General features: G+C 67.3%; 17 protein-coding genes. 3 read left to right on the forward strand and 14 right to left on the reverse strand.

From position 1 onward, the window contains the following. Window positions 1-16: 16 nt before the first annotated feature. The 11 genes from AB0368_RS06950 to AB0368_RS07000 all read right to left on the reverse strand — a co-directional run bounded on the left by AB0368_RS06950 (window position 17) and on the right by AB0368_RS07000 (window position 12,209). The gene (locus AB0368_RS06950) at window positions 17-1,168 is read right to left on the reverse strand and encodes an acyl-CoA dehydrogenase family protein (protein WP_366152833.1); all 1,152 of its coding nucleotides are present in this window, start codon (window positions 1,166-1,168) and stop codon (window positions 17-19) included. Between the two features lie 4 nt (window positions 1,169-1,172). Then, window positions 1,173-1,658 (reverse strand): hypothetical protein, encoded by a 486-nt coding sequence (locus AB0368_RS06955; RefSeq protein WP_366152834.1) that lies wholly within the window; start codon window positions 1,656-1,658, stop codon window positions 1,173-1,175. Between the two features lie 119 nt (window positions 1,659-1,777). After that, on the reverse strand, window positions 1,778-2,677 hold the full coding sequence (locus AB0368_RS06960) for a hypothetical protein (RefSeq protein ID WP_366152835.1): 900 nt from the start codon (window positions 2,675-2,677) through the stop codon (window positions 1,778-1,780). A 3-nt stretch (window positions 2,678-2,680) separates the two neighbouring features. Further along, complete coding sequence (locus AB0368_RS06965; RefSeq protein ID WP_366152836.1) at window positions 2,681-2,974, reverse strand: acyl carrier protein; 294 nt, start codon at window positions 2,972-2,974, stop codon at window positions 2,681-2,683. A 50-nt stretch (window positions 2,975-3,024) separates the two neighbouring features. After that, window positions 3,025-4,296 carry a type III PLP-dependent enzyme gene (locus tag AB0368_RS06970; RefSeq protein WP_366152837.1) on the reverse strand — a complete coding sequence of 424 codons (1,272 nt, stop codon included), beginning with the start codon at window positions 4,294-4,296 and terminating at the stop codon, window positions 3,025-3,027. Further along, the gene (locus AB0368_RS06975; protein ID WP_366152838.1) at window positions 4,293-5,666 is read right to left on the reverse strand and encodes a hypothetical protein; all 1,374 of its coding nucleotides are present in this window, start codon (window positions 5,664-5,666) and stop codon (window positions 4,293-4,295) included. Before AB0368_RS06975 ends, AB0368_RS06970 begins: the two co-directional genes overlap by 4 nt. 20 nt (window positions 5,667-5,686) lie before the next feature. Further along, the gene (locus AB0368_RS06980) at window positions 5,687-6,619 is read right to left on the reverse strand and encodes a 3-oxoacyl-[acyl-carrier-protein] synthase III C-terminal domain-containing protein (RefSeq protein ID WP_366152839.1); all 933 of its coding nucleotides are present in this window, start codon (window positions 6,617-6,619) and stop codon (window positions 5,687-5,689) included. Beyond that, the gene (locus AB0368_RS06985) at window positions 6,616-6,882 is read right to left on the reverse strand and encodes an acyl carrier protein (protein WP_366152840.1); all 267 of its coding nucleotides are present in this window, start codon (window positions 6,880-6,882) and stop codon (window positions 6,616-6,618) included. The genes AB0368_RS06980 and AB0368_RS06985 overlap by 4 nt, the downstream gene beginning before the upstream one ends. Before the next feature lie 40 nt (window positions 6,883-6,922). Next, complete coding sequence (locus tag AB0368_RS06990; protein ID WP_366152841.1) at window positions 6,923-8,596, reverse strand: acyl-CoA dehydrogenase; 1,674 nt, start codon at window positions 8,594-8,596, stop codon at window positions 6,923-6,925. After that, window positions 8,593-10,371, reverse strand: coding sequence for an acyl-CoA dehydrogenase family protein (locus AB0368_RS06995; protein WP_366152842.1), 1,779 nt, complete (start codon window positions 10,369-10,371; stop codon window positions 8,593-8,595). Before AB0368_RS06995 ends, AB0368_RS06990 begins: the two co-directional genes overlap by 4 nt. Continuing rightward, on the reverse strand, window positions 10,368-12,209 hold the full coding sequence (locus tag AB0368_RS07000; RefSeq protein WP_366152843.1) for a fatty acyl-AMP ligase: 1,842 nt from the start codon (window positions 12,207-12,209) through the stop codon (window positions 10,368-10,370). The genes AB0368_RS06995 and AB0368_RS07000 overlap by 4 nt, the downstream gene beginning before the upstream one ends. Window positions 12,210-12,982: 773 nt before the next feature. Between AB0368_RS07000 and AB0368_RS07005 the strand changes: the two genes are divergently transcribed. Then, entirely contained in the window at window positions 12,983-13,381 is a 399-nt protein-coding gene (locus AB0368_RS07005) for a peptidase inhibitor family I36 protein (protein WP_366152844.1), read from the forward strand. Window positions 13,382-13,763: 382 nt separating this feature from the next. Here the strand turns inward: AB0368_RS07005 and AB0368_RS07010 are convergent, their stop codons facing one another. From AB0368_RS07010 to AB0368_RS07020, 3 genes are read right to left on the reverse strand one after another with little or no spacing between them, the layout of a single operon-like run. After that, window positions 13,764-14,453 carry a hypothetical protein gene (locus AB0368_RS07010; protein ID WP_366152845.1) on the reverse strand — a complete coding sequence of 230 codons (690 nt, stop codon included), beginning with the start codon at window positions 14,451-14,453 and terminating at the stop codon, window positions 13,764-13,766. Then, window positions 14,450-15,595 (reverse strand): hypothetical protein, encoded by a 1,146-nt coding sequence (locus tag AB0368_RS07015; RefSeq protein ID WP_366152846.1) that lies wholly within the window; start codon window positions 15,593-15,595, stop codon window positions 14,450-14,452. Before AB0368_RS07015 ends, AB0368_RS07010 begins: the two co-directional genes overlap by 4 nt. Then, window positions 15,592-16,689, reverse strand: coding sequence for a polysaccharide deacetylase family protein (locus AB0368_RS07020; protein WP_366152847.1), 1,098 nt, complete (start codon window positions 16,687-16,689; stop codon window positions 15,592-15,594). The genes AB0368_RS07015 and AB0368_RS07020 overlap by 4 nt, the downstream gene beginning before the upstream one ends. 167 nt (window positions 16,690-16,856) lie before the next feature. On the opposite strand from AB0368_RS07020, the gene AB0368_RS07025 reads away from it, so the two are divergent. Both AB0368_RS07025 and AB0368_RS07030 read left to right on the forward strand, forming a co-directional pair. Next, a complete protein-coding gene (locus AB0368_RS07025; RefSeq protein ID WP_366152848.1) occupies window positions 16,857-17,627 on the forward strand; it encodes an inositol monophosphatase in 771 nt (256 codons plus the stop codon). A 277-nt stretch (window positions 17,628-17,904) separates the two neighbouring features. Then, entirely contained in the window at window positions 17,905-19,038 is a 1,134-nt protein-coding gene (locus AB0368_RS07030; protein WP_366152849.1) for a radical SAM protein, read from the forward strand. Window positions 19,039-19,057: the final 19 nt, after the last annotated feature.

A 19,057-nucleotide genomic window follows, 5' to 3' on the forward strand; every position in this document is an offset into this window, starting at 1 on the left:
GGTGTTGCGGCAGCCTCTACGTTCCAACTGTCTCGCGGACGAGGCCCTGGAAGACGTTGAGCCGATGGATGTTGGTGGTGCCCTCCATGAACTCCACGCCACGGGCGTCGCGATCGAGTTTATCGAGCAGCGGGTGATCCCACCGGGCCCCTGGGCCGAAGAAGCTCAACGCCTGCTGCGTCACCTCCTCGGCGAGCCGCGCGGCCCGGCCCTTGGCGGCCGAGGCAAGGTAGGCGCCCTCGGGCGAGGAGTCGACCGCGATCGCAGCGCGCCATACGACTTCACGTGCAGCGGCGATACGTGCCGCGATCCGCCCGATCTGCTCCGCCTCGGCCGGGCTCAGCATCGTCCGGTTCTGCTGCACGTACTCGAGAGCCGCTCGGGCGACGCCCACAGCGAGCGCGGCGACGCCCGGACGGAAGTTGTTCAGCGCCTGGAGCGCGCCCCACATGCCACGCCGGGTACGGCTCAAACCCCGTCCCAGCACGTCATCCTCCCGGATCACGACATCGTCGAGCCGGATGTCACAGATCTGGTTCGCTCGTAGTCCGATGGTCGGGATCGGAGTGGCGGCGAAGCCCGGCTGATTCGTCTCGACGACCACTGCGGTTACGCCAAGGGGCCCCGGAGCGGTCCGTGCGAAGACCACTCCGATCTCGGCGCGCGCGGCGTTCCCTACGTATCGCTTTGCGCCGTTCAGTAGGAGCCTGCCGTCGACCCGGTCAAGCGACGTCGTCATCGCGCCCGCGTCGGACCCACGATCGGGCTCCGTAAGACCGAAGAACGTCCAGGTAGGCCGCCGGAACAGCCGCTCGTAGAAGCGTTCGCGTTGGTCGTCGTCGCCGAGGGCCAGTAGCAGACCCCCGGACAGGGACGGGCCGGGTGCGGCCAGCAGCAGGCCAGGGTCGCCGACCGCCATCTCCTCGATGAACACCACCCGCTCGAGGGTCGTCATCCCTGAGAAGTGGTGACCGTCGATGAGGATCGGCGCCGACAGGTACTTCTCCGGTACCGGACTGGTCGCGAGGTAGGCCATCGCAGCAAGGTGGAGCAGATCTTTGATCGCGTCCGGCTCACGATCGGCATGTAACGCATGGGCCCGCAGTTCGGCGGCCCAGTCGGCCGCGAGCGCTTGGCCTGCTTTCAGCCGTCCATCCAAATTGATCATGAAGTCAGCTCCTGACAGTAGGCCGGTCCAGGTAGGCGTCCGCCAACAGAGCAGAGGCATGGGCGGTGACTCCCGGACCGTCCAGGCGGAAGCCGGACGCCCCGAGCAGCCGGAGAAGTTCTCGGTCGGTTTCGGTGATCGTCTCGTGGACGTGCCGCAACGTCGCTTGCGACAGTGCGCCGGGCACGGCACCCGACAAGACGGTTTCCGCTTCGATCTGCCGGCCCAAGGCGTCGGCGAGGGACCCCTTAACCATCTGTTGGAGCAGCAACGGCGTACCGCCGACCGTCCGGGCGCTCAAGTACCGCTGTGCTTGTTCCCGCAACCGTCGGCTCGCACCGAGCCGGACGTGAGCCAATCCCAGCCGCCACGGATCGTCCGGTTCGCCGGCCGATGCGACGACGCCCCAGCACAGCGCGCCGTCGGGGGTCTCCAACCGGACGGTCCCCGTCGCCGGCGTCCCAACCCGGTCCAGGATGCCGGGCGTCACCAGGACATGACAACCCGGACCTCCTGGAAGGAGCTCAGGGCACGCTACGGCGTGCAGTTCGTCGAGGGCGGCGGGCAGCCCGCGCTGGAGCGCGACCTGGCCGACGACGTGTGCGTCTCTCATGAGTCACCCCTTCGGAGGTCGGTCACATCGAGAAGTGCGATGGACAGCAGACTCGGCCCCGGCGCGAAGTCGATCAGTGCCGCGTACGGCAGGCCAAAGCGTCGTTCGGCAAGCTGACCCCAAACGCCGGTGGACGGCATACCCGGCTCGGCAGTCACCACCTGCGCCGCCCCGGTGAACAGAGCGGGGTCGATGCCCGGCCCGACGACAACCAGGGTTTCGGACAGCGGCGTCGGCACCCTCTGCCAGAGTTGCGACGCGGCCGAGGCGACGTGATCCGGCACCACCGGCAGGACGCAGGCCGGCAGCGCCCGGTCATCCGGGTCGACCGGTTCCACGACGAACGCAGCCATTGCGTCAGTCGCCGGAACCTGTTCGGACGGGGCGTCGAAGGCGAAGCTGGTCTGGTCCGCCAGCACCACCAGCGCTCGGCGAAGTCCGGCGCTCGTCACGTAGGCGTGCGCCATGCGCAGCGCCGTGAACCCTGCCGCGGAACCTTGATCGGATACAGCCACCGGCGTCGGCGCGAGCGGTAGCCGCCAGTTCAGCCAGCAGGCGACCGACCGCCGAAAATCGGCGTCCGGCGTCTGCCGGGCGAGGACCACGAGGTCGACTTCGTCCACGTCGTGCCCGAGGTCCGGCAGCATGGCCTCGGCCATCTCGCACAACGTGTTCCGGCGGGCGGATCCGAAATCGAAATCGGAACGGAATTCGAGGCCGTAGAGGGCCCCCAGGTCCTTCTGGTGCTCCTCCAAGGGCGGATCCATCGGGTCCGGCAGGTAGGGCAAGCCCGCGCCGAACCGCCGATACGTGCCCTGCACCACGCGCCATGGCGTCATCCGCGATCCGGCGGCCCGGGCGACCGCCGAGAATGGCGGGGATACGGCGGTCAGCAACGCTCACGCTCCCCTCATCTGTGCCAGCACGTACGAGGTCAGCGAGCCGATCGTCTCGAAGTGATGCTGCTCAAGGCTGTCGGTGTCGAACTCCAGCGACAACTCCTCCTCGATCGTCATCAACAGTTCCAGCACACTGGTGGAATCGAGCCCGAGATCGTCGAAGAGCCGGGTGTCGCCGTTGGCGCTGGGCAGTTCGCGCTTCAGCACAGCGGCGAGGGCCGCGATGATGCGAGTCATGATCTTCTGGTCGTCCGCCTCGGCGCTGGGCTGGAGCGCAATGATTTCCTGGGACACGGGGGTGCTCCTCGTTGATTCGAATGCGAGAAAGGGAGTTGATCGAGCGATCAGTCCTGGAAGACGGGAAGGTGCTGCTTGTTCATGAGGTCGTCCGGTCGGTCCCGGTCACGAACCAGGTACGGCTGACCGCGATGGACGACGACCTCGGCCGGATGACCGTGGCTCAGAAACAGTACGGGCGAAGCGCTCGGGCCATAGGCGCCCGAGCGGTGGACACCGAGCAGGTCGCCTGGGCGCAGCGGCGGCAACGCGGCGCCCTTCGCCACCACGTCGTTGGGAGTGCACAGCGGGCCGGCGACGGTCCAGGGCTCGGCGACGTCGGCGCTGCTCCGGCTGATCAGGGAGATCGGGAAGTTCCGCTTCACGAACGACCCGATGCCGACGGCTGCCATGTGATGGTGCGTACCGCCGTCGGTGACCGCGAAGTGCGAACCCATCGATTCTTTGACGGTCCGGACGCGCATTACATAGGTTCCGCACATCGCCGTCAGGAATCGGCCGAGCTCCATGATCATCCGGGTGCCCGGATGCCGCTCGGCGAAGGAGGTGACGACCGGGCCGACCAGCTCACCCAGGCGGTCCAGATTCAGATCCCGCTCGTTCTCGAAGTAGGCGACACCGAGGCCTCCACCGACGTCCACCATGTCGAGGGCGAACCCGAGCCGGTCGGCCAGCCGGTCGGCCAGCTCTAGAATCCGTGCGGTGTTCTCGGCGATCACCTCTTCGTTCAGAATGCGGGTGCCCATGTAGGCATGCACACCCATGATGCGCAGCGATCCGAACCGCTTCGCCAGGTCCGGATCGGCCAGCAGCTGAGCTTCGTCGATACCGAATTGACGCGGCTTTCCGCCCATCGTCAGCCCGGAGCCCTTCACCGTGAACTCCGGATTGACCCGTAGCGCAACCGGCGCGGTCCGGCCCATGGCCGCGGCGATCTCGTCGAGCGCCTCCAGCTCGCCGTACGACTCGCAGACGACCGCGTACACGCCGATCTCGAGGCAGGCGGTGAGCTCCTCGGGCGACTTGCCGGGGCCGAGGAAGATGATGTCCTCCGGACGTACTCCGGCACGCAGGGCGGTGCGAATTTCGACGAGCGACGAAACCTCTGCCCGGGCACCGCGGGCGGCGAGTAGGGCGCAGATGGCGACATTCGGGTTGGACTTGAGCGAGAAGAAGAACTCCAGCACCTGAGGCAGCCGCTGCCGCAGGGCGTCGTACCCCTCGGTGAGGGTGTCGCCGTCATACACGAACAGCGGCGTCCCGTACCGCTCAGCGAGATCTGTGACCGGGACGCCCTGGAACATCTTCGACTGTGTCATGCCGTTACCTCTCGGGTGAGGGCGTGGAGGCGACCGTCGATGCGGCCGTCCAGCGAGTGCATGGTGTCCTCGTCGGGTGCCACAACGACGCCGTAGAGCCGGCCGTCGAAGGGTGCGTCGCCGCTTGCCGCGGCGTTGACCGTGGCGAAGCCGTTGACCAGCAGGCCCTCGCCGCCGGGTCGCCACCAGAGCTCGCCGAGGAGGTGCCGAAGCTCGCCGTAGGAGACCGGGCGGTCGAGCTTCAGCGGGTACTCCCGTGCCAGCGCGACCCTCGCACCGGCGAGCAGCCGGTCCTGCACCGACGCCAGATAGGTGGACATGTTGTTACGGGCGTTGATCTCCACCACCGGGTGGACAGCTCCCGCGGGGGTGGTCATCGCGTCCACCCCGACGATGCCGAACCATCCGTCGGCGGCCAGCGCACCGCCGATGACCTCCGCCGCCCTCGTCAGCTCGTCGTGCTGCTCCGCGTTCAGGCCGGAGGGCATCACGTGCCCCTTGTGCACACCGCCTTGGGTAAGCGCACGCTTCACAAAGTCGAAATGCACTGAGCCGTCGCGGCCGACCGTGAATTGATAGTTGAAATCGGCGTCCTTGGTGATCCACTCCTCGAGGACGATGCCCAGGTTGTCGCTGCCACGCTTGGCCGCCAGCGTCTCGATCTTGCGAACAAGCCGATCGAGGCGGCTTCGGTCCCGGATGACGGCGATGCCCTTGCCGGAGACGCCGAAGGCGTCCTTGGCCACGACCGAGCGACCGGCGTCGATCAGGGCGCCCGCGTCACCCGCCGCGGCCCGCAGTTCGGTGACGGTGGTGCAGGCCCAGCCTGTCGGCTGCCGCAAGCCGGTGCGCTCTGCGAGCCTGCGGCTGTACACCTTGCTGTTGACCGCCTTGCACACTGTGCTGTCCGGCGTGGCCAGTGCGATCCCGGCAAGCTCGGCCAGTCCCTGCTCGCGAGCCGAGGTGCCGTGTGGCAGCAGCCTGCTGCCCTGCCGACCCAGCCGGCCCAGCCGATCGAGCAGTGCCGCGTCGCGCAGCGCGTCTTCGGTGACGGTGCGCTCGGGTCGCTGGCTTCCGGGCACCAGGATCTCCGGCAGCTCGAAGCCGAGCTCGCTCAGGTGTGCCAGGTACGCCGAATCGGGTCGCGACTTCAGCACCACAGCGTCGCCGGGTCCGGCCAGCAGCAGCGCCAGTTCGTCCATCCGATTGACGATCGTGGTCGCCGAGGCGAACGGTAGCCGCGGCAAGCCGAGCTCTCCCGCCGCCCAGGCGTCTTCTACCTCGAAGTTGCCCATCAGCACGACCTGTCGCCCATCGGCGACGGTGTCCCGTACTCGTTTCATGAACGGCGGATCGTGTGGTATGCCCATGTTCTCGCTCCTCTGCATGGTCAGTGACGGAAGGCCATGGCGGAGAAGGTGGCGCCGAGGCCGACCGTCGCCATCAGGTAGTGCTCGCCCGGACGGATCAAGCCCGCATCACGGGCGGAGGCGAAGTTCACGAAGGGGTCTGCGCAGAACGAATGCCCGGTGGAAGCCACGTTGTCGAGGAAGAACCGTTCGAGCGGAAGCCGCAACTCCTTGGCGACCCGGATCCACGAAATGCGATTCACGTTGTGCGGAAGAATTACCGACACGTCGCGCAGGGAGAGCTCGGCTTGATCAGCGGCGGCGACCAGAACCTCCGCCAGCGCATCGGTATAGATGCGCTGGAATTCAGCGACAGTGGCCTTGTCCCGGGCCTGGAATTCGAAGAACTCGCCATACGTCTGGCTGGCGTACCCGCACAGAACATCGCGGTCGCCTGTCGGTGCGACCAGGATGGCCGCGGCGCACTCGCCGTTCATGCTGGCTCCGGGCACCTGAAGTGCTGCCCGGGTGAAGGCCTTCTCGCCCGTCAGCACCAGCGCCAGGCCGCCCGGATCCCGGTCCTGAGCGAGCAGCCGGCCGCATAGGTCGACCGCGAATATCCCGACGGCGCAGGCCTGCTCGGTGACGGCGAACGGCAGCGCGTGCTCGAGGCCGAGCTTGCGCCGTACCTCCTCCACCGGACTGAGGGGGTACGGCGCCACCTCCGGGATCGTGCGGGCTTGCACGATGTAGCGGATGCGGTCACGCACCCGGTCGAAGCACTCGAGTTGCCCGACCGCCGACAGCAGAAGGTCAGCAGGGAGGGCGCCGACGTCGTAGCGTACCGACGACAGACCATAGACTCGGTGGTACACCCGCAGTTCCGCGTCACCGAAACCCAGCCGCGGTTGCAGCGCACCTATGGGGATCTCATCCGGCGGTAGGTAGGCCGCCACCTCCAGCAGCGCGGTCACGGAACCGTACTCTCGAGATCGGCGAGCTTAGTCCGCAGATGGGCCCCGAGAGCTCTGACGGTAGGATGATCCCAGGCCGCTGTCGCTTCGACAGTGATGCCGAAGTGACGCTCGATGTCGCCGCAGAGAATGAACGCCGCGACCGATTCGAGACCATAGTGGCTGAAATCGGTCTCGTGCTCGACGTCGGCCGGCGGGATCTCCAGATAGCTCGCGATTTGATCGGCGAGCCAGGCTTCCAGTTCGGGATGGCTGATGGTCATCGTGTTTTCTCCTCGGTCCTAAGTGCTGCGGATCGGCCGGTCATCGGTGCAGCAGCCGCGGTGTTAGCTCGAACGACAGACCTGCCTCGTAACGGGCGACGAGTTCGTCGAAGAGGTGTCCCGTCACCGACTCCGGCAGCGCGGGCGGCGGCTGTGTCACCGTGGCCAGCGCCCGCACGGTCAAGGCGTCACGGAGGAACGGTTCGCGCAGGAACGGATCGGCGCCGTTGTGGTGCGCATGCCGCGTCACGCCCCGTGCCGCCGCACCGGCGAGACAGGCGCTGTACGCATCGGTCAGCCTGGCTGGGCGTGGACCGCCGTCCGGTCCGACGTCCCGGATGGTCAGCCGGGCAGCGCTCTCCCGAACGTCGACCATCATCGTGCTCAGGCCCGGGACATCGGCGTCCACACCGAACAACAGGCTGGCGCCCAGCTCGTCCCGGCCGTCGCCGCCGGCCTGTAGCGCTCGGAAGTCGAGTGGCGGCAGCGGTGCGGCCACGTCGAAGACACCGACGTCACCGTCGACCGGCTCTTGCCAGGCGCCTTGGGCCAGACGGGGCAGCTGCGGCAGAGCCGTGGCGAGGCACGCCCCCCGGGCGGTGTGACCAAAGCCAATCGGGGCGAGATCACGCAGGTGCTTCTGGAACAGCGCGTACTCACCCTCACGGAGGTAGAAGTGCGCGCCGAGCACCTTGGACAATCGGCTCATCGCCCGGAGCAGACATCCGGACACGAAGTGTTTGGTCAGCGCAGCGACCACCAGTCCCTGCCCTGGACGCAGATGCAGGACCCGCGCCGCGACCTCGACCATGGCCTCGCACAGCAGAAGGTCAGCGAAGCATTCGGCGAGCTGACGCCGAACGATCGGGATGTCCTTGACCGGGCGGCCGTACAGCCGGCGACGGATGACGAATCGCAACGCGAGCCACAGCCCGGTCTCCACGCTGCCCGCCCACATGCCCGGCAATCCGATCCGACTGACTTGGAAGGAACGCAAGCCGGTCTCGATTCCGGTGCCTGGCGTCCCCACAATGCTGCCGGACGGAACAGGGCAGTCGATGAAGCGAAACCCCTGCAGGGGAACCCCCTGCAAGCCTGCCGTGGTGAAACGGGGCAGGTCGATGACGCAGGACGGATCAAGGGCGCACCGCTCGACGAAGATCAGGCTGTGGCTCCGATTACCACGGGCGGGGCTGGTGCGGGCGAACAGGACGAGGGCTTCGGCCCGCGCCGCGTTCGAAATGACCTCCTTGCCGCCTGTCAACCGCAACCGTCCATCGCGACCCGGGAACGCGCACAGCGATGCGCGAGCGAAGTCGTTGCCATGCGCGAGTTCGTGATACCCGGTGGCGACGCGTCCGCCGCCAAGCAGGACTCGAGCCATCGCCGTCTGCTGCGCCTCGTCCCCGGCGACCCAAACGTTGGCTGCGGCCATCAGAGCACCGCCCGCGCTCGCCAGGCCGAGTGCGGCGTCGCGGCCGAACACCACCCGAAGCGTCCGGATGAGGCGTGGCAGGCTGGCGAACCGGCCCCCCAGCCCGGGCGGCACTAGCTCGGCACCCACGCCGTACCTGTCGAGCAGGTGTTCCGCCGCGGGCAGACGTCCCTGCTCGTCCGCGGCGAGGAGCATATTCGCACCAGCGGGGTTCCCCGGCTCCTGCAGCGATCCCAGGATTTGCGCCAGCGGGTCGGAAAGGTGGTCGGTCGTGGTCATCGCGTACCGTCCCGGCGCGCCGCAGCCGGCACCAGCAGTCCGTACAGCGATGGCCGCATTCCCGCACCTCGCAACGTACGAACGACCCGCAGCAGCTCCGTCTCCTGCTCGGCCAGAACGAGCGCAGGACAAAGCCGGGGCAGGGCGATCCGCAGGACCGCTTCCAGCCACAGTCCGTCGCGCGCCAACGCAGAATGCGCGGGATCCTCGTCATCGACGGCAAGCCACAGATGCACGGCCGCGGCTGCCGCGAACGCCCACTCGTACCGTTCCGCCAGATCGAACGCCTCCGCCGGAACGTCCCGGCCGGCGGTGCCGCGAACGGTGGCCATCTCGGAATGCAAGACTTCGAGTCCATCGCAGAAGTGCCCGACGAGCGCTCTGATCGTCGACCCGCAAGGCAGACTCGCCAGCCGGCTCAGAACGCGCGGCAGCATCGATTCGAGGGACTGCACCGGGCTGCAACCCATTTCCGAGAACAAGCACAGAGCGGTGAAGTCCAGGTCCGGCATCCGCACGGCCGGATCGACCGTCGCTGCCAGTCCGGCTGTGTCGAAACGGCGTTCCTGCCACCTGCGCGCCAGGACCGGGAAATGCTGGATGAGCGCGTTCCGGTTGACGTAGGTGTTGCCGTCGAAGATCGACACGATCCGGTGGTCGCGGTCGAGCTTCGCGAACCGCCCGTCCTCGTAGGTTTCGTCGAGGAACCCTCGGGCACCCAACACCTCTGCACAGGCTGCGATCAGATCATCGACCGCGTTCGGCACGAATGCCTTGGCGACGGCGGAAAGCACCGGCATCTCCGCGGTCAGGGACTGGGCGGCGCGGCCTACCACCCAGGTGACGGCCTCGACGGCGAACAACGTGGCGTACGACTCGGCGAGCAGCTGAGCCGGCCGGCCGAGCTCGATGACGCGGCGGCCGTACAACTTCCGCTCTTCGGCGAAACCCGTCGCGAGTTCCAAGGCATGATCGGCTGCGCCGAGCGACAGGGCGGTGCAGACGGTGCGCGTCAGGGGCAGAACTCGCAGCACCGTTTCCAGCCCGGTACCGGGGCGCCCGACGAGAGCGTCAGCCGGCACCCGGGCATCAATGCACACGATACCGCTGATATCGGCTCCGCGTATGCCGTGTGTCAGGGCCTTACGTAGGTTTTGGACGGTCCCGGGGCCGGCTTGCTCCTTGTCCAGCAGCACGAGACTGAGGGCCCGGGCACCGGGACGGCCTGCCGTCCGTGCCAGCACGACGACGAGGTCTGCGCGAGAGGCGTTGTTGATCGGCCACTTCTCCCCGCTCAACCGCAGATTGCCTTCGGCGTCGGGCACTGCCTCGAACTCGTCGGCGCCAAGGTCGCTGCCGTGGTCACGCTCGGTCAATGCCCACGCGACCGGCTCCCCGTTCACGATCCGCGCAGCCAGCTTGGCACATTGGTCATCGCTGCCTGCCGCCCACACGCAGACCGAACCGAGGAACGTCTTGGCGTGCGCCACCGCGACGGTGAGATCACGTCGCGCCACGGTCCGAAGCAGGCTCAGCAGCGTGTCCAGCCGGCGTAGCGCTCCGCCGTGTCGGGCCGGAACGTAATGGCGAGACAAGCCCCAGACATCCAACTCCGAGACCGCCGGGCCCGGGAACGCCTCTGCCCGGTCCCATACCGCGCTGGCTTTCCAGGAGAAGGCGTTGCCGACGTCGGTCGGGTCGCCGAGCCACTCGTCCAGCTCCGCGGCTAGCCGCGCCGGGTCCGCCATCGGCTCGTCCAGCTCGAGGCCGGTCATGACGCGGCTCCGGCCGGCTGCCGGTGCGCTGCCCGGACTCGAGCAGCCGCAGGGCTGACGCTTTTGTGGAGTGCTTGGAGTTGACCCATGGCGAACGCCTTGCCCACCGACGTGCGTTGGATCTTGCCGCTGGTGGTCCGGTCGATGCCGCCGGAGCGCACCAGCACGACGGTGGGTAGCGCGACGGAGAACTCAGCGCGGACAGCCTTGCGAATGGCCGCCACGACGGCTTGGAAGCCCTCCGGGCCGATCATGGCGGGACGGCATTCGAGCGCGACGGCGATCTCCTCGCCGCCGTCCTCTGTGCGGACCGCGAACGCGGCGCCCACCCCGTTCGCCAGGCATGGGTGCGACGATTTGGCTGCCGCCTCGAGGTCCTGCGGGTAGAGATTACGTCCGTTGACGATCAGCACCTCCTTCACCCGTCCGGTCACGTAGAGCTGGCCGTCCCAGGTGCACCCGAGATCTCCGGTCCGCAGGTAGCCGGACTCACCGGACGCGGTGATCGCACCGAATACCGCGTCCGTCGCGGCCGCGTTCTTCCAGTAGCCGGGCGACAACCCGGGTCCGCGGGCCCAGATCTCGCCGATCTCGCCGGCGCGGAGCCTCGCGCCGGTCACCGGATCGACGATCTGCCCGACGTCCGGCCCGAACGGTCCGCAGGCGACCAGGCTCCCGGCGTCCACGCCCGTGCTGGGCCGGAAGGCGCCGGCGGCGAGCGCATCGCGGTCGACCCGCATCACGATGGGCGCCTGAGTCCCTGACTGGGCGGTGACGCAGAGCGTTACTTCGGCAAGGCCGTACCCAGGCGACATCGTCTCGGGCCTCAGCCCAGCCCGGGCGAAGCGGTCGAGGAAGGCCTGGAGCACGGAGGCCTGCACCGGCTCGGCGCCGTTGATGGCAACCTGCCAACGGGACAGGTCGAGCGCGGCGATCTGGTCGTCGGTCACCTTGCGCACGCACAGGTCGAAGCCGAAGCTCGGGCTTCCCGACACCTGCACGTCGAACTGGTCGATCGCGGCAAGCCAGCGATCAGGGCGGCGCAGGAACAGCGACGGTGTCATGAGCACACTGGTGCCGCCCAGTCGTAGCGGCATGACGATCTGACCGACCAGTCCGAAGTCATGAAAGAGGGGCAGCCAGCCGCCGCAGCGGGCGCCGGTTGTTGCACCGGTGCGTGCGGCGAGATGATCGGCGTTCTCCACCATGTTCCGATGGGTGACGATCACACCTTTCGGCTCTCCCGTACTGCCCGAGGTGTACTGCAGGTAGGCCGGGGAGTCCGGCACAACGCTCACCGGGCCGAGTGGGAAGGTGCCGTCAGACGACAGGTCCGTCGAGGGGACCAGGCTGTCGATCCCGAGCAGATTATGGTCAGCGAGGAAGGCGGTGACCTCGGCCTCCTGATAACCCTCACACATGACTGCGACTGCGCGGCAATGCCGCACGATCCCGGCCAGGCGCTTGCTTTGCCGGCGGTTGATTCCAGGCGGCGGTGACGGGACCGCGATCATCCCGGCGATCAGGCAGGCGACGAACACCGTCGTGAATCCACGACCGGTGACGTGAGTGACCAAGATCCGCGAACCCGACGGATACGAGTCGATGAGCGACGAGGCGAGCCGCTGCGCATCGCGAATCAGTTCCCCGTAGGTCATGGTCCGGCACCTGAACGTGTCCCCGTCTGATTCGACATCGACGACAGCCACCCTGTCCGGAATTTTGTGCGCGGCCACAGACAGCGAGTCGGCAAGACTTTCGAATCTCGTATCGGTCGCCATTTCCACATTCCCCACTGCTCGTCGCAACTCGTGCGAACTGATGTTCTCCGAGCGCACGAACGATCCCGAGCCGCGTATGGGCGCACGTCCTCCCTGACCGAAAGACCAGCCCGGAAGATGCGCAAGTCTTCTGGTGTTTGGCGCGGTACTGGCATCGATCAACCGATGCGGCCCCCATCGAACGCCGGCGCCATTTCCTGTGAAACCACCGTGAGGCTCGCGGGCGCCGGCTGCCGCACGTGCCGTGCGGAAACGCGCACACGAACCAGGCAATCCGCCGACGGGAAGCACACGCTGGTGAAGCAACGGCCGAGTCGTTCAACCCGGTCCGCCCGGGCAGGCGTAACACCCGCCTCTCAGCAGGAACACCGCCAGGACCGGCTTCGAACGCCGCACACCAAGGGCGCGTCATGACGCGCCCTTGGTGTGGCGCCTTACCCGATACAGAAGATCAGGGATACTCGGCTTCTTTCATCTCCGAGCTCTCGTGTACCTACGGACCTCCACCAGACCCGCGCTCATGGCTGCGCGCAGCGGCTGCCCCTGCCCTTATTGGTAGGTACACCCACAAGGGTCCCACCATTATGCTGAGCGCGGCGTCGCCCGTCGGTTCGGCAGTACGGTTATCACTTCGCCGCCGTCGGTAGGCCTGCCGACGGCGAGCGGACGACCGAACCGACACGACGCCTCTCCCGGCTGCCGCTTGACCCGCGGATTCGCATCGACTCATCCTTGCCCGACGGGTCTCAAGAATCCGTTCGTCAATGCAGCGGGTACGTATCGCGCGATGTTCAGCCCTGTTCCGTCCAGACAAAGAAGCGAGACGAAGCATGAATGTCAGCCAAATTCGCGCACTGAGATGGCGAGCGGCGTTGCTGCTCTCGGTCGTGCTCGGGGTTGCCGCCAGTACGAGCACAGCGTCAGCGGCGGATGCAGCTGTCGGCGCGGAAGAAACGTGCGGCTTCACGCGTACCGTGTGCCTGTGGGAGAACAGCGGCTACAAGGGAGCCCGGTTCACCGTTCAAGCGTCGAACCCAGACGCAGGCACATGCGTCGATCTGACCTCACACGGGTGGGGCAGCGGCAGGCCGGAGTCAGCCCGGAACACGGGAAACCGCACGGCCACTCTCTACGCGAATTCCGATTGCACGGGTACGTCGTACCTCATTCCACCGGGCAGTTCCCACAGCTCCATCCAGTTCGGCTCCAACAGCGTCTTCGTCTATTAGGCACGCCGGCAGCGCGGCCAGCGACACGCGCGACGGCTCAACCCGGTCCCGCCGGACTTCATGAATGCCCCGGCCTAGGGGCAGGCCCGGCCCGGCGACCCCAGGATGAGGTCTCCGGTAAGCGGTTCCAGCAGACTGCATACCGGAGATCTCATCGCCATCCTTGCGGCGTGCCGCAGGTCGTATAGCGGACGGCTTGCGCTCGTGCCCTCTATCCTGTGCGCGACGCGGTCGAGTGCGGCATCAACCAGGTCGAGAAGACCGTGCCGCTGCCAGTGGGCCCGTGATCGACATAGCCGTGGGCGGCGACCTCAGGGACCCGCACCAGGCGCGCACCGGTTGAGACGCGGATTCAACGTCCGACGCCGCCGAGAGCAGTCGTCTATTGACCCTGCTGTGCCTGCCCGACCAGATTCGGGGTGACTCGTGCAAGCAGCAGCCGGCGGTACTCGGGTTCGCCGTCGCCACGCCCATGCGGCGCAACAACAAAGGCGCGCTCGTCATGGGCGCGCCCCGCGGCGGGAACGACAGGCGTGAGTCCGGCGCCGGCGATTCGGCGCATCGCCGCACGGAAGCGCGCCATGGCGGGACCGAGGTCAGCGCGAGCCTGGGGCAGCGCATCGACCCACTGCTCGGCCAGAACCGACGCGGCGGCTGCCGACCGAAAACCATCCGTGCCCGGGGCGGGGGCACCGGCACGCGCCCAGTGCACAGCGCGGGTGATGAATTGGGATGAGTCTGACGGCCCGAACTGCTCGATGGCGGTCGTCATGGCCAGAACGGATCGAGGCACCAGCCGCTCACATGCCAACACCCGCAGCACCGGCCTGTCCGGCACCGGATCGGTCGGGGCGACGATCGTCCAGTTCGAAAACGGCAACGGTTCCGCGTGCCGTCCGAACTCTGTCGGCGTCATCCCGCACGCCGGGCACATTTCCGCGCACACGCCGACCGGGGGTACAGGCGGCACGATCAACCCCGGCGTGTCCGGCAACAACGACGGGTGCAACAGGCAGCCGGTAGCCTCGCGCGCCGCCAGCGCGATCAACATCTCCTCCTCTTCGGGACTCATCGCGCACCCTCCAGGGGGAACGCCCCATTGAAGCGCGCGAGCAGGACGTCCGACATACCACGGAGGATCGCGTCGGCGCCGAGTACCGTCAGTCCCGCCAGGTCGGCTGAGGACCGGTCCCGATCGGTCAGGCCGGACCCCAGCCATGACGACATCGCGGCCTTGGCCCATCGGGCCTGTCCGTCATCGGGCGGAGGAACCTCCGCCTCCAGGAAAATGCGTCCACAGTCCACGCCGAGCAGGTAACCAGCCGCCCAGACCTCGATGCCGACGCGGCCTGCGTCGCCACCCCGTGCTTCCCACGTGGCCTCGATGTCCTCCGGCCTCACGGCGGCCGCCGGTGCCCAGTCTCGCCAATACCATCCGAAGACGTGAGCGATCGGTTCGGGTGTACCGGGACGGATGAATCGTAGATTGCATCTCGACTGCTTGAGTTCGACACCGAACTCGCTGGCCCGGCTCAGCCGTGCCCGGTCGGCCAGCACTGCTTGCACCCTGTTCGATCCGCGCCCCCACCGCGAGGCGCTGGCCGTCCAGTCGGAGATCGTCGCGTGGAACGTGCCCGGGTGATCCGACAGGGTGGGCGCATTCCGGTGGTCGAGCAGGTTCGGAATGGTCGCGTAAGTCCGCACGCCGATACTCTCGAAGTACCGCAGGACCATCTGGTCGTCGTCGGCGATCTCGTCCGGAATGGGCGCAAGTGCCGCTGCCAGATGGCGAGCGAGCGCGACCGGCACCACCAGCCCCTGGGTCGGAATCCACTCGACCGGAGACAGGGGCGCGAACGCCGCTCCGCACACGGCGGCGCGCCGCACGAGATACGAGTTCTGCGGGCTGTTCCAGTTGCAGTACAGCGTCAGTGCATCTTCCGGGCGTGCCTGGATCGCTGCTGTCACCCGGGCCGCGAAGTCTGGGGCGAGAACCACGTCGTCCTGAAGAACCAGGTGGTGTGTCGCTTCCGGAGCGATCGTGGCCCAAGCGACTTTGGCGGTGCGCAGAGCGCTCCGCAGCCCACGTGGATCCGGATCGACCGCGATCTGCGGAACGATGGGAGCGCAGGCGGCCACGAGGTCCGGCACGAATTCCATCCGAGACGGATGCAGCATAATCGTTATGCCCAGTACGATGTCTCGAGATGTCATCGCTCTCTCCCTCCTTTCTGTAGCTCCGGCCCCGCCGACGACCCCGCGACAGCGTGGTCGTGCATCAGGTCGGACAGATCGACGAATCGGAACCCGCCGCGAAGGAGACCGTCCAGAATTGCGGGCAGCGCCGCCACGGTCTGGCCCCGGTCACCGCCACCGTCGTGCAACAGAACGACCGAGCCGTCGCCTGCGGCGCTCAGCACAGACCCGACTATCGCCTCAGAACCCGGAAGGATCCAATCCGCCGCTTCGACGTCCCACAGAACGGTGGTCATCCCTTCGCCGGCGATCGTGTTCAGCACGACCGCGTCGCGCCCCCCGTACGGAGGCCGGGCCATCGCCGGGATACTGCCGGTGACGTCGAACAATGCCTGGTTCGTTCGATGCAGTTGCTGGCGCACTTCCGCCACCCTCAGTTCTGGGAGATAGGCATGCGACCAAGTGTGGTTTCCTATCCCGTATCCTCGATCGTGCATTCTCCGGATAATGTGCGGATAGGCAAGGACGTTCAGGCCCACGCAGAAGAAGGTGGCCGGAGCTTGGTAGGCCTCAAGCACGTCCATGATGGCATCGGTGTGGTCCGCAGACGGTCCGTCATCGAATGTCAACGCGATCCGAGGGTGTTCCAGGTCAAGGGCTCTGCCGCGTTGTAGAAGGCGACCCGCACGCTCCAGGTCGTCCTGAATGCCGCGAGCCGACTCGTTCGTCGCTTTGAGCTCCGCGCTGCGATCCCCCAGCGTGCCGGAGGACAGACTTGTCGGCAAGGCCCGAAGCAGCCCAAAGCTCACCAGCTTGGCAAGTACCAGGGCGTCGTGCTGCGGGTTGGGCAGGGCGTCGTACTCCACTCGCCAGGCCTCGATCCCGCGCGCCAGCAGGTGTCCGTCGATCATCCCGTTCGAACTCTCGAAGACGCAGGTCAGAGACTCGCTCCTGTCCCGTGACCACGCCTGCACACGGTCAGCGATCGCCTCCGGCCCGCTTCGGTCGAAGGTCATCCGATCGACCAGGGCGCCGTGCTCGTCGACGAGCGCGGCTTCGAAGCCGTCGTTCCGCCAGACCACGGCGGCCCAGCACCCCGTGCGCTCAGGCATCCCTGCCTCCCCATCCAATGGACTCGTCGAACTGATCGTCGGTGGCCGCCGGTGCGCGGTTAAGGGCTCATGGAGCGCGCGTGGGCGCGCCCAAACGGCCATGTCCTCGATCCAAGTGATTGGAAAGGATGTGCTGCGGCAGCAGTCGACACATGCGGGAGGGCATTGTGGATTCCGAGTTGGCCGTTGAGGTCGCCGAGGCCGCCGCAAGACGAGCCGGCGAACTCGTCCGCCGGGAGTTCCTACTTCGCCCGGTGTCGCACGCGAAGGGTGGCCGATTCGATCGGGTGACGGCGGCGGACTGCCGGGCCGAGGATTTGATCCGCTCGGAGCTGCTGGCGGCGAGTTCCTGCTCGATGGTGATCGGTGAAGAGCGCGGCATTACCGGGAACGGCCGTGTGCACTGGTACGTCGATCCGATCGACGGGACCTACAATTTCGCCCGAGGCATCCCGCTGTTCTGCGTCTCGATCGGTGTGGTGATCGACGCTGAGGTACGCGGCGGCTGCGTCTACGACGTGATCCGCGACGAGATGTTCAGCGCCGCCGAGACCGTCTTCCGGATCAACGGCCGGCCGGCCCAGCGGCATGCCGACGGGCCACCGCTATTGCTGACCGACGTTCCCGACATCCATGGGTATGTCGGCGCACCGGACAGCGTCGACGTCCGGCGCATCGGGTCATCGGCTCTCGCACTGGCGTGGGTCGCCGCCGGCCGAGCGGACCTGGCCGCCAACGTCAACGTCTACGCCTGGGACATCGCCGCCGGACAGGCGCTGGTCCGTGCGGCGGGTGGTGGGTTCGCCGGACTGCCGGACGAGGAGTTGCGGACCGATCGGCGGGGTGGCTTCGTCGCGTGGGGGCCCGGCGAGGCCGACCTCGGCAGCCGCCTGACGCGCAGCCTGCGAACTCTGCCTCGATCGAGCGCACTGGCATGACGCGGTTCCTCGATTCGGCCGTCGTCACCGGCATCGCGAAGTGCCACTCGAGGGCCGCACACGTGCGGTGTGCGGCCCTCCATATGGAACTTGATGGGGTACGTCCGCGCTACCTGATCGGAGGTATGACTACCCTGCCCGATCGAGCGCACGTCGGGGTCTGTATCGGGACGGCTGGCCCCCCGAGGATGGATTCGATCTTCCGGTCCCACAGGGGCCGCGCTCGGCGCGGCGGATGGTAACCGGCAGCCACCAAAATCTTCCAATCGGGGATGTCATGACATCGGTAGGCTCTGGCAGCATCGGCACCGGCCATGTCGACCGCAACATGGACCTGGTCAGCAAGCTCTATCAGCGTTCGCTCTACCCGTCGGTGCTGGAGGTGGCGCGCGGCAACCGGCTCGAGACACCCCTGGTGGTGGACCTCGACCCCACCACCGTCTGCGACCTCGCCTGCCCGGAGTGCATCAGCGGCGGCCTGCTCAACCAGGGCCAGATCGGCAAGGACCGGATCGTCGAGCTGGCCCAGGAACTGGCGGCGAGCAACGTACGCGCCGTGGTGCTCATCGGCGGCGGCGAGCCGCTGCTGCACCGGTCGATCGGCACCGTGATCGACACGCTGTTCGGCGCCGGCATCCATATCGGACTGACGACGAACGGCACCATGATCGACCGGTACCTCGACCAAATCGCCGAGAAGGTCGCCTGGACACGGGTGTCGATGGACGCCGCCAACGAGGTGACCTACCCGAAATTCCGCCCGGCCAAGCGGGGTCGCCGGGTCTTTCCGTCGATCATCGGCAACATGCGCTGGCTGGCCGCCCGCAAGCGCGGCCGGCTCGGCTACTCCTACCTGCTGATGCAGCGGCTCGCGCCGGACGGTTCGGTGCTCGACACCAATTACCACGAAGTCCTGGAGGCGGCGCGGCTCGCCAAGGACATCGGCTGCGACTACTTCGAGGTAAAGACCCTCGTCGACGACGACCACTACACCCTGAACCAGAGGGCCGAGGACATCGCCGTCGTCGAGCGGCAACTCGAGCAGGTCCGTGCCCTCACCGACGACGGCTTTCACCTGCTCGTCTCGAACACCTGGGACAAGGTCCGCGCCGCCGTCGACTCGGTGGAGCCCAAGAACTACCACACCTGCCCGACCACCGAGCTGCGGACGACCATCACCACCAGCGGTGTGTACGTGTGCCCGTACCACCGAGGCAATCCCGCCGGCCGGATCGGTGACATCAGCCGTTCCTCGCTGGCCGAGATCTGGCAGAAGGCGGACACCACCATCATCGACCCGGCCCGTGACTGCCGATTCATCTGCTCGCGGCATCCCACCAATCTTGAGATCCAGCGGATGCGGCCAGACGACGACGTCGAGCTGCTCGACGACTACGACCCCTTCTTCTAGAGGCTCCGCCGATACAACC

It is taken from the genome of Actinoplanes sp. NPDC051475 (genome assembly GCF_040689425.1).
In the GTDB taxonomy this organism is placed as follows: domain Bacteria; phylum Actinomycetota; class Actinomycetes; order Mycobacteriales; family Micromonosporaceae; genus Actinoplanes.

Excerpts from the sequence above, each read along its gene's own strand:
- AB0368_RS07010 (WP_366152845.1), bottom strand. The coding sequence starts at position 14,453 with ATGAGTCCCGAAGAGGAGGAGATGTTGATCGCGCTGGCGGCGCGCGAG.
- AB0368_RS06950 (WP_366152833.1), bottom strand. The coding sequence starts at position 1,168 with ATGATCAATTTGGATGGACGGCTGAAAGCAGGCCAAGCGCTCGCGGCC.
- AB0368_RS07030 (WP_366152849.1), top strand. The coding sequence starts at position 17,905 with ATGACATCGGTAGGCTCTGGCAGCATCGGCACCGGCCATGTCGACCGC.
- AB0368_RS07005 (WP_366152844.1), top strand. The coding sequence starts at position 12,983 with ATGAATGTCAGCCAAATTCGCGCACTGAGATGGCGAGCGGCGTTGCTG.
- AB0368_RS06990 (WP_366152841.1), bottom strand. The coding sequence starts at position 8,596 with ATGACCACGACCGACCACCTTTCCGACCCGCTGGCGCAAATCCTGGGA.
- AB0368_RS06975 (WP_366152838.1), bottom strand. The coding sequence starts at position 5,666 with ATGGGCATACCACACGATCCGCCGTTCATGAAACGAGTACGGGACACC.
- AB0368_RS06985 (WP_366152840.1), bottom strand. The coding sequence starts at position 6,882 with ATGACCATCAGCCATCCCGAACTGGAAGCCTGGCTCGCCGATCAAATC.
- AB0368_RS07020 (WP_366152847.1), bottom strand. The coding sequence starts at position 16,689 with ATGCCTGAGCGCACGGGGTGCTGGGCCGCCGTGGTCTGGCGGAACGAC.
- AB0368_RS06995 (WP_366152842.1), bottom strand. The coding sequence starts at position 10,371 with ATGACCGGCCTCGAGCTGGACGAGCCGATGGCGGACCCGGCGCGGCTA.
- AB0368_RS07015 (WP_366152846.1), bottom strand. The coding sequence starts at position 15,595 with ATGACATCTCGAGACATCGTACTGGGCATAACGATTATGCTGCATCCG.
- AB0368_RS06970 (WP_366152837.1), bottom strand. The coding sequence starts at position 4,296 with ATGACACAGTCGAAGATGTTCCAGGGCGTCCCGGTCACAGATCTCGCT.